This window comes from uncultured Empedobacter sp., from assembly GCF_937930195.1.
Classification (GTDB): Bacteria; Bacteroidota; Bacteroidia; order Flavobacteriales; family Weeksellaceae; genus Empedobacter; species Empedobacter stercoris.
Window position 1 is genome coordinate 1 of the sequence record NZ_CALGVK010000122.1, and the last position, 9,378, is coordinate 9,378.

Genomic DNA, 9,378 nt, shown 5'->3' on the forward strand with positions numbered 1-9,378 from the left:
AATTAAGAGCCGAAGAGGTTCAAAAAATAACCGAATTAGTTGGACAAGCAAACTACACAAACGGACAATATGAATTAGCAATTCAGATTTTTGACGAATTAGTTTTATCTCACAAGTTTACAGACTTTTTAACATTAGAAGCCTATAAGTATATCTAAAAGCACACTATAACCCAAGAAACACACAACACACATACACACACAAACAAAACACAAAAACACAATTATGAGCAATCAAGAAAGAATTCAGAAAATTCAGCAAGATTGGGCTACCAATCCACGTTGGAAAGACGTTACTCGTCCTTATACGGCAGAAGATGTTATTCGCCTGAGAGGTTCTTTGGACATCGATTACACTTTAGCAACTATGGGAGCTAAAAAGCTATGGGAAGGTTTAAACACTAAACCGTTTATGGCTGGACTTGGCGCTTTGAACGGTAATCAGGCAATACAGGAAGTTCAAGCTGGCTTAGATGCAATTTATCTATCAGGATGGCAAGTAGCAGCAGATGCAAATCTTTCTGCTGAAATGTATCCAGATCAATCGCTTTATCCAGCTAATTCTGTACCGATGGTTGTAAAACGTATCAACAATGCTTTACGTCGTCGCGATGAAATTCAGTCCGTAACCGAACAAGGAAACATTGATTATATGGTTCCAATTGTTGCAGATGCAGAAGCTGGTTTTGGTGGAAATTTAAATGCTTACGAATTAATGAAGCAAATGATTGAAGCTGGAGCAGCAGGCGTACATTTTGAAGATCAATTGTCTTCTGCAAAGAAATGTGGGCATTTGGGCGGAAAAGTTTTAGTTCCTACCCAAGAAGCAATTAACAAATTAGTTGCTGCACGTTTAGCAGCTGATGTTTGCGGAACGCCAACTTTATTAGTTGCAAGAACAGATGCGGAAGCAGCTAATTTAATTACATCTGACATTGACGAAAGAGATCAACGTTTTATACTTACAGGAAGTCGAACTTCTGAAGGATTTTATAAAGTAAAAAATGGTTTAGAACAAGGAATTGATCGCGGATTAAGTTATGCAGCATACGCTGATTTGATTTGGATGGAAACATCAAATCCAGATTTGGGAATGGCAAGAGAATTTGCTCAAGCAATTCGAGAAAAATATCCTAATCAATTATTAGCTTACAACTGTTCGCCATCATTCAACTGGGCTAAACATTTGACAGAAGCTCAAATGGAGACGTTCCGTGAAGATTTAGCTGAAATGGGATATAAATTCCAATTCATCACATTAGCAGGATTCCATGCCATGAACACATCAATGTTCGAACTTTCAAGAGCTTATAAAGCAAAAGGAATGGCTGGATACTCGCAATTACAAGAACGAGAATTTGCGTTACAAGAAGAAGGTTTTGCAGCCGTAAAACATCAATCTTTTGTTGGAACTCAATATTTCGATTACGTACAAAATACCGTGCAACAAGGTATTTCGTCTACTACGGCTATGGCCGAAAGTACGGAAACCGCACAATTCTAATACATACTTTTCAATAAAAAGGACGTACCGCAACTACGTCCTTTTTTCATTTTATTCACTTTTTTATAAGTTAACACATAATCAACTTTAATAATCCGATTAAATAAATTAATAGCTATGAATACATTTTTTTAATTATTCAGCCAAGGAATTAAATTATTGATTAGCGTTCAACTTTTTCTCATATCTCTTGCGAATATATTCGGCAGCTAATGTAACAGCAATTCCACCAACTATTCCATATACCGACCGTTTACCAAAAAATTTTGCTACAGTAACACCAGTTGTAGCCGCTGTTGCTAATAATCCTATTTTGGTATTTTTCTCTCTTCGGTTTTTTATAAATTTATTTAAAACATTCATCGTTAATTGTTTAATTTTATAAAAACTAAACAATTATCAAACCAAATTTACTTTATAAAATCCTCTACTAATTCTTTTGGTCGTCCAACTACTCCACTTTTTTCATCAATTACAATCGGTCTTTGAATTAACTTTGGAAATTCTATCATTGCGTTCAAAACCTCATCTTCAGACAATTCTTTGCCTTTAAAATTAAGTTTCCATTCCTCTTCATTTGTTCTTACAATGTCTATTGGTTTCAAACCTAACTTCGTCAAAATATCTTTTAATTCTTCTTTTGTTAGAGCTTCTTTTAAGTACTCTCTCACTTCAAAATCTTTTCCAGATTCTTCCAAAACTTTCATCGCTTCTCTACTTTTTCCACAGCGTGAATTATGTAAAATCGTATACATTCTCGTTATTTTTTAGTAAATTTAATCAAATTAAAAATTATGAAAAAGCTATTTTTATTAATATGTCTTCCTCTCCTATTTTTTGCCTGCACTACCAATCAAACATCCCAAAATTCTGTTGCAAACAATGATGAAAATTCTCTAAAATTTGAACCTAATGAAGATGGAGATTATGATATTGTAGTTTTTGATCCTCAATACGACATTTACCTTAAAACAGTTGCTTTGCCTAAAGAATATTATTCAAAATCATATTACGAACAAAAAAATCGTCAATATGTAATGATTTGGAATCAACGTCACATGCAACCTTTTGTTTATAACCCTGATTTGTACGCGGTTAGTATAGATTTAGATCCTACAATTGATTATGGATTAGAGTTTGAATATAAGTTATTTAACTTTTTCCGATTTATTGAAAGTAAATATCGTGTCAGAATTAGATAATATCGTTTATTTTTGTAGCCTAATTTTAGAAAGATGAACGATTTTTCAACCACTATATACAATCAAATTATAGAAACCATGCCTGATTTGGCAGGACTTCATAAAAAAGATACTGAGTTATTAGAGTTTCATATCGAAAATGAATATAAATCATCCTTTGGAGATTTATATATTCAGACTTCAGAAGATGATAAAATTTGGATTAGATCTACTTTTCCTTTTACAACATACGAAGTGGACTCTGTTGAAGAACTTTTGTATATTATTGAAGGATTATTATTTAACGTATTATTTTGGGTAATCAGTTACGAAGATAACGATTGGGACGATACATTCTTAATTCTAAAAGATCAAGAAATTAAAACAGAACAAGGCTTTACTTATAAAATCCTTTCGTGGAATGGAAAAGATGATAAAGTGATTAATGCTTAAACTCGTACCTATAAAATCTCCTATTTTTATACATTTGCAATTATGTTTAACAACGAATTACTAAAAGACATCCAAAAACGTACGCAGGATTTGCACGAATATTTGGAAATCGAGCAAAAAGAAATCGAAGTTCAGAACGAAGAAGAACATGCCGCTTCACCTGAATTTTGGAATAATCCCAAAGAAGCGGAAGCTTTTATGAAAATTTTGCGTGGAAAAAAGAAATGGATTGAAGAATACCAAACCATTGCAAATGCGGTAAACGATGTAGAAGTTTTAGTAGAATTTAACCGCGAAGGTGAAGTGACAGATGAAGAAGTGACGGAACAATATAATGTTGTCACAAAACTTTTAGAAGATATCGAATTCAAGAATATGCTTTCAGAAGAAGGAGATAATCTTGGAGCTATCTTACAAATCACTGCTGGAGCTGGTGGTACTGAATCATGCGATTGGGCATCAATGTTAATGCGTATGTATTTGATGTGGGCCGAAAAACATGGGTACAAAGTAAAAGAATTAAACTTCCAATCAGGTGATGTTGCAGGTGTAAAAACAGTGACATTAGAAGTTGATGGTGAGTTTGCATTTGGTTATCTAAAAGGAGAAAATGGTGTACATCGATTGGTACGTATTTCACCTTTTGATAGTAATGCTAAACGCCACACAAGTTTCGTTTCGGTTTATGTTTCACCGATTGTAGATGATTCTATCGAAATTGAAATCAGTCCAGCTGATATCGAGTTACAAACATCTCGTTCTGGTGGAGCTGGAGGTCAAAATGTAAATAAAGTAGAAACTAAAGTTCAATTAACCCACAAACCTACAGGAATTGTAGTTGTTTGCCAAGTTGAGCGTTCACAATTAGCAAACCGTGAACGTGCGATGGAAATGTTAAAATCTGAATTATACAAAATAGAATTAGACAAAAAAATGGCTGCTCGCAACGAAATTGAGGCAAATAAAATGAAAATCGAATGGGGTTCTCAGATTCGCAACTATGTGATGCATCCATATAAATTAGTAAAAGACGTCAGAACAGGAACAGAAACAGGTAACGTGGATGCTGTAATGAATGGAGAAATTGACGAATTCTTAAAATCGTTCCTTATGTTAATGGGACAAAAAGAAACGTCTAAATAATTATATCCTAAATTTCTTTCATGAAAATATTAATCGGAGGTGCTGGAGAAGTTGGTTTTCACTTAGCAAAATTACTTTCCAACGAAATGAATGACATCGTCATCATGGACATGGACAAAGACAAATTGTTGATGATAGAAAACAGTTTGGATGTAATGGCTTATCGAGGCGATATCACTTCTTTCAAAGCTTTACGAGAAGTTGGAATTGATGAAATAGATATTTTTATATCAGTTACTCATCTCCAAAATACAAATCTTACAAGTGCTTCAATCGCAAAAGATTTAGGTGCAAAACGCACTTTAGCTCGAATTTCGAATCCCGAATTTTTGTACAAAGAAAATCAATTTTGGGTGCAAGGTATGGGAATTGATGCGCTTATTAGCCCCGAAAAATTGGCTGCTGACGAGATTTATTCCCTTGTTCAACAATCTGCTTTTAATGCCATGCATCCATTTGCAAATGGTCAATTATTTATGGTTGGAACCGTTTTGGATGCGGATTGTAAAATTTTGGACAAAAAATACAAAGACATGTATTTGACAACAAAAGGTGGTGAAGACAATCTTTTGATGCCAATTGCTATTATTCGAAGCAACGAACGTGGCGAATACAAAACCATTATTCCAGAAGCTGAAACTGAATTTTACATTGATGATCACGTCTATTTTATAGTCAAAAAAGCAGGTATTTTAGAAACTTATAAAATTCTTGGCAAAAAACAAGAATATTACAAAAATGTAATTGTACTGGGAGGTGGAAGTATTGGAGTTAAAGTTTCTAAACTTTTAAAAGATAATAAACACAATGTTAAATTATTGGAAATCAACCGAAACAAAGCATTTGATTTAGCCGATGATTTAAATAATATATTAATTATAAATGGTGATGGTCGAGACGGAGAATTGTTATTAGAAGAAGGAATTTCAGATTCTGATGCATTTATTGCCGTTACTGGAAGTTCTGAAACCAATATTATGTCGTGTTTATTAGCAAAATCTAAAGGTGTTAAAAAAACAATTGCTTTAGTCGAAAATATCGACTATATTCATCTTAGTCAAGAAGTTGGAATCAATGCTTTTATCAATAAAAAACTTTTAACAGCTGATAGCATTTTCCGTTATATTCGACAAGGATCTGTGATGGATGTAACAGGTATTTCGGATTTAGATGCGGAAGTGTTAGAGTTTAGAATTCATGAAAATTCTGAAATTGCAAATAAATCCGTTTCTGATTTCCCTTTTAAAGAAGGTGCTATTATTGCAGGAATTGTTCGTGGAAATGAAGGGTCTATTCCAACTAAAGATTTCATTATCGAACCTAAAGATCATGTGGTTGTTTTTAGCCAAGCGAATTTTATTCCAAAAGTGACCAAATATTTTAAATAATGAAATCGCTTAACATCAAAGTAATCCTGAATCTTTCGGGTGTTTTATTATTATTAAATGCACTTTTCATGTTTATTTCAACATGTGTAAGTGTTTATTTTAATGACAATTTAATCTACCCTTTTTTACTATCGGGAAGTTTAGTGGGATTAGGAGGTACTGCAATGATGTATTTTACACGAGACAGAAGAAAACACATCAATAAACGCGAAGGCTATATTGTGGTTTGCGTGGGATGGCTTTTCTTGATTCTTTCTGGCTGTTTACCTTATGTCACCTCTTTGATATTATTGCCAAACGATCATATTATCAACGAAAATTTTAGTTTTGTCAACATCATTTACGAAACCGTTTCAGGTTACACTGCTACCGGAACTTCGATTTACGATGATGTAGAAAATCTGCCTAAAAGCATTTTATTTTGGCGAAGTACAACCAATTGGATTGGCGGAATGGGAATCATCGTTTTGACAATTGCAATTTTACCATTTCTTGGAATTGGCGGTCGACAGCTCTTTATGGCAGAAGCACCCGGAATTTATACCGATAAAATCCATCCACGAATTACTGAAACTGCTAAAAACCTATGGTTAGTATACTTAGGTTTAACTGCTTTTTTTGCCTTGTTGCTTTATTTTGGAGGAATGAATTTATTTGACGCTGCAAACCATTCGATGAGTGTGATTGCAACAGCGGGTTTTTCGACCAAAAATGAGGGATTAATGTATTGGAATGACAATGTTTTTATACAATATGTTCTAATTGTCATGATGTTTTTGGGCGGAACTAATTTTGCATTAATCTATTTATTAATCAAAGGACAATTTAAAAAAGTATGGAGTAACGAAGAGTTTCGCTGGTGGGTTGGCTTACTTGCAGTCGTAACATTTATAGTTTTCGTTGTATTATTTTTTAATATTTATCCCAATTATTCCATCGAAACCTATTCTTGGTCCAACTTAGAACACTCATTTAGAAGTTCCTTATTCCACGTCGTTTCTATCGCTTCCACAACTGCTTTAGCTATGGAAGATTATACCAGTTGGTTAACCGTAACCACGTTAATCTTTTTCTCTTTATTCTTTATTGGCGGTTCAGCAGGTTCTACTTCAGGTGGAATCACAGTTATTCGACACGTTATTTTATTAAAAAATAGTTGGATAGAATTCAAACGTATTTTACATCCAAACGCAATTATTCCTGTTCGTTACAACAATCGATCACTGAATCAATCCATCGTTTTCCACGTCATGGCATTCTTCGTTATGTTTATGTTTACATGGATTGTCAGCTCTATTTTATTTGCGCTTTTGAATTATGGTATAACTATGAGTTTCCAAGATATCTTAGCTTCTTTAACATTAACGGCATCCACTTTAGGAAATGTTGGTCCTGGAATCGGCGAATTTGGACCAGGAACTTCAATGAATTCTTTAACAGATAATGCAAAATTATTATGTTGTTTTCTAATGGTTTTAGGACGATTAGAGCTTTATACAATCTTAATTTTATTTACGCCAGCATTCTGGAAAAATAATTAATGAGACGCTTCTAAAATTACTTTCTGAATGATTTCTTCAGTTTGATCTGGGAAATCTTTCTCAATAATTTTATTCGAATCCACCCAACATTGCAATTGTTGGACATTCAAATCATATGAATAATCAACGCCAATCATTTTTAAAGCTTCGCAATTACATAATTGTTCGTATTGACCTTTGATCGGAATCACAAAAAGCTTCTTTTTAAGATAAATACTTTCGGCTGGTAATTCGAAACCTGCTCCACATAAAACACCTTTACAATTTTCGAGAGCTTTTGTAAAAAGTCGTTCATCAATAGGATAAATTTCAACATTAAATTGCTTAGAAATTTGTCTAATAAAAGGTGAAAACACTTTCCATTTAGAATCTTTAATAAACGATAATTTTTCAATGATTTCTGAAGGATGAAAACTTGGTAAATAAACCAAATAATAATCTTCTACTTTTGGATTGAGCATTCGAATTTTATCTCGGATAATGGGCAAAAAAATAGAATCATTGTATGCTTCGAAATGAAAACCATACTGTTTAGTGGTTGGTGCATAGTATTTCAAAATTGTTTCACCTGTTTTATTTTTCACCTTAGGCGTTTCATCAAATAATAATGACGCTTGATGACTTAAACCTATACTAATTTTCTTTTTCTTACGAGCTGAATGAGCTGTAATTGGCTCAAAATCGTTAATAATCAAATCATATTGCTCTATTGGAAAATGATTCACTTCTTTCCAAAATGATTTAAAGCTATTTTCTTTCAATATTTTTTTATACGAAACTTTACCGACTTGATTATAAAACAACGATAGCCCCTTATGATGTTTAAATTGATAATTTTCGAGTTGCAATTGAGAATTAGAACCACTCACAAAAACGTCTAAATCTCCGTATTCTTCGAGAATGGGTAATATTTTTTGCGCACGAGCAAAATGACCATTTCCAGTCCCTTGCAAAGCATATAAAATTCTCATTTACTTCTTATTAAGAATAGAAACAATCAACTCATCTAATGAATAATTAAATTCGATTTCTTCTAAATTTTGCATCAAAATATCGTGATGTTCTTCAAAATAAAATACAGACCAGTTTCCATCTACACACTCTAAAGCCGATAAATTCTCGATCCAATCACCCGAATTCATATAAACACAACTACCTTTTTCTACTATAACGTGACGCATTTGTGGTTGATGAATATGTCCACAAATCACATAATCATATTCGTTTTCTATGGCAAGTTCAGCAGCTGTTTGTTCAAAATCATTGATATGTTTAACTGCTTTTTTAACTGAATTTTTAATTTTTTGTGACAAAGAATAACGTTCACGACCAAAAAACTCTAAACATTTATTGATAAAATAATTGAATTGTATCAATTTATCATATCCCCAACCTCCTAATTTCGCAATCCATTTCGAATGTTGAATCGAAGCATCAAACACATCTCCATGAAAAATCCACGCTACTTTATCACCTTGTTTCAATATAAATTTATCAGTTAACAGAATATTCCCAAAATGCATAGTCGAAAATTTACGTAACAATTCATCGTGATTTCCTGTAATGTAAACAATTGGAATTCCTCTCTCTGAGAGGTTTATCAGGTAACTGATAATTTGAAGGTGAGATTCAGGAAAATAACTTTTCTTAAAATTCCAAATGTCTACGATATCACCATTTAGAATTATTTTTTTTGGGTTGATGGATTGAAGGTAGGCTAATAATTCTTGAGCCTTACAACCAAAAGTTCCTAAATGTACATCAGAAATTACAACAACATCAAGATTACGTTTCATAGATTTTTATTTAAATATCCAAATCAAATATTACTTGAACGTTTTTTTAATCTTATGAAATCTTTATAAATTTGAATTTAAATTGTAAAATTATGAACGAAATGAAATTCAAAACAAATATAAATTGTGATAGTTGTATCAAATCTGTGAAACCTTTTTTAGATGAAGCTGTTGGAGAAAATAACTGGAAAGTTGATACGACTGATGAAAGAAAAGTGTTAACTGTAAATACAACTGAGGACGAAGAAGAAATTGTGGAAGCTGTAACCGATGCAGGTTTTAAAATTCAGAAAATAGAGGAATAAAATAAAAAGGGATTCAGTGAAGTACTGAATACCTTTTTTATTAATTGAAGAATATGAATTCTTATTTT

Annotated in this window: 11 protein-coding genes; 7 read left to right on the top strand and 4 right to left on the bottom strand. The window is 32.6% G+C overall.

Annotated elements, in window-relative coordinates:
- Positions 1-225 precede the first annotated feature (225 nt).
- Entirely contained in the window at positions 226-1,503 is a 1,278-nt protein-coding gene (gene aceA, locus Q0616_RS07365) for an isocitrate lyase (RefSeq protein WP_348650874.1), read from the top strand.
- A 156-nt stretch (positions 1,504-1,659) separates the two neighbouring features.
- On the opposite strand, the gene Q0616_RS07370 is transcribed toward aceA, so the two are convergent.
- Positions 1,660-1,899: a hypothetical protein gene (locus Q0616_RS07370; RefSeq protein ID WP_298776173.1), complete on the bottom strand. Its 240-nt coding sequence runs from the start codon at positions 1,897-1,899 to the stop codon at positions 1,660-1,662.
- Positions 1,900-1,913: 14 nt separating this feature from the next.
- The gene (gene arsC, locus Q0616_RS07375) at positions 1,914-2,258 is read right to left on the bottom strand and encodes an arsenate reductase (glutaredoxin) (RefSeq protein WP_171622228.1); all 345 of its coding nucleotides are present in this window, start codon (positions 2,256-2,258) and stop codon (positions 1,914-1,916) included.
- Between the two features lie 39 nt (positions 2,259-2,297).
- Here arsC and Q0616_RS07380 point away from each other — a divergent pair, with 39 nt between their 5' ends.
- Genes Q0616_RS07380 through Q0616_RS07400 form a run of 5 tightly spaced genes read left to right on the top strand, consistent with a single transcriptional unit; the run spans position 2,298 to position 7,209 of the window.
- Positions 2,298-2,705, top strand: coding sequence for a DUF6146 family protein (locus Q0616_RS07380; protein WP_221411932.1), 408 nt, complete (start codon positions 2,298-2,300; stop codon positions 2,703-2,705).
- Positions 2,706-2,738: 33 nt separating this feature from the next.
- Positions 2,739-3,137, top strand: coding sequence for a hypothetical protein (locus tag Q0616_RS07385; protein ID WP_171622229.1), 399 nt, complete (start codon positions 2,739-2,741; stop codon positions 3,135-3,137).
- A gap of 42 nt (positions 3,138-3,179) precedes the next feature.
- Entirely contained in the window at positions 3,180-4,280 is a 1,101-nt protein-coding gene (gene prfB, locus Q0616_RS07390) for a peptide chain release factor 2 (protein ID WP_188319916.1), read from the top strand.
- A gap of 20 nt (positions 4,281-4,300) precedes the next feature.
- Positions 4,301-5,668 (top strand): Trk system potassium transporter TrkA, encoded by a 1,368-nt coding sequence (trkA, locus tag Q0616_RS07395; protein WP_171622233.1) that lies wholly within the window; start codon positions 4,301-4,303, stop codon positions 5,666-5,668.
- A complete protein-coding gene (locus tag Q0616_RS07400; protein WP_298776177.1) occupies positions 5,668-7,209 on the top strand; it encodes a TrkH family potassium uptake protein in 1,542 nt (513 codons plus the stop codon). The genes trkA and Q0616_RS07400 overlap by 1 nt, the downstream gene beginning before the upstream one ends.
- Here the strand turns inward: Q0616_RS07400 and Q0616_RS07405 are convergent.
- Complete coding sequence (locus Q0616_RS07405; protein ID WP_298776179.1) at positions 7,206-8,180, bottom strand: glycosyltransferase family protein; 975 nt, start codon at positions 8,178-8,180, stop codon at positions 7,206-7,208. The genes Q0616_RS07400 and Q0616_RS07405 overlap by 4 nt on opposite strands.
- Positions 8,181-9,005: a UDP-2,3-diacylglucosamine diphosphatase gene (locus Q0616_RS07410; RefSeq protein ID WP_225539502.1), complete on the bottom strand. Its 825-nt coding sequence runs from the start codon at positions 9,003-9,005 to the stop codon at positions 8,181-8,183.
- 101 nt (positions 9,006-9,106) lie between these two features.
- On the opposite strand from Q0616_RS07410, the gene Q0616_RS07415 reads away from it, so the two are divergent.
- Positions 9,107-9,310 carry a heavy metal-associated domain-containing protein gene (locus tag Q0616_RS07415; RefSeq protein WP_284583475.1) on the top strand — a complete coding sequence of 68 codons (204 nt, stop codon included), beginning with the start codon at positions 9,107-9,109 and terminating at the stop codon, positions 9,308-9,310.
- Positions 9,311-9,378 lie beyond the last annotated feature (68 nt).

Coding starts and splice junctions, on each gene's coding strand:
- trkA (WP_171622233.1), top strand. CDS start 4,301: ATGAAAATATTAATCGGAGGTGCTGGAGAAGTTGGTTTTCACTTAGCA.
- arsC (WP_171622228.1), bottom strand. CDS start 2,258: ATGTATACGATTTTACATAATTCACGCTGTGGAAAAAGTAGAGAAGCG.
- Q0616_RS07380 (WP_221411932.1), top strand. CDS start 2,298: ATGAAAAAGCTATTTTTATTAATATGTCTTCCTCTCCTATTTTTTGCC.
- Q0616_RS07385 (WP_171622229.1), top strand. CDS start 2,739: ATGAACGATTTTTCAACCACTATATACAATCAAATTATAGAAACCATG.
- Q0616_RS07415 (WP_284583475.1), top strand. CDS start 9,107: ATGAAATTCAAAACAAATATAAATTGTGATAGTTGTATCAAATCTGTG.
- Q0616_RS07405 (WP_298776179.1), bottom strand. CDS start 8,180: ATGAGAATTTTATATGCTTTGCAAGGGACTGGAAATGGTCATTTTGCT.
- Q0616_RS07400 (WP_298776177.1), top strand. CDS start 5,668: ATGAAATCGCTTAACATCAAAGTAATCCTGAATCTTTCGGGTGTTTTA.
- aceA (WP_348650874.1), top strand. CDS start 226: ATGAGCAATCAAGAAAGAATTCAGAAAATTCAGCAAGATTGGGCTACC.
- prfB (WP_188319916.1), top strand. CDS start 3,180: ATGTTTAACAACGAATTACTAAAAGACATCCAAAAACGTACGCAGGAT.
- Q0616_RS07410 (WP_225539502.1), bottom strand. CDS start 9,005: ATGAAACGTAATCTTGATGTTGTTGTAATTTCTGATGTACATTTAGGA.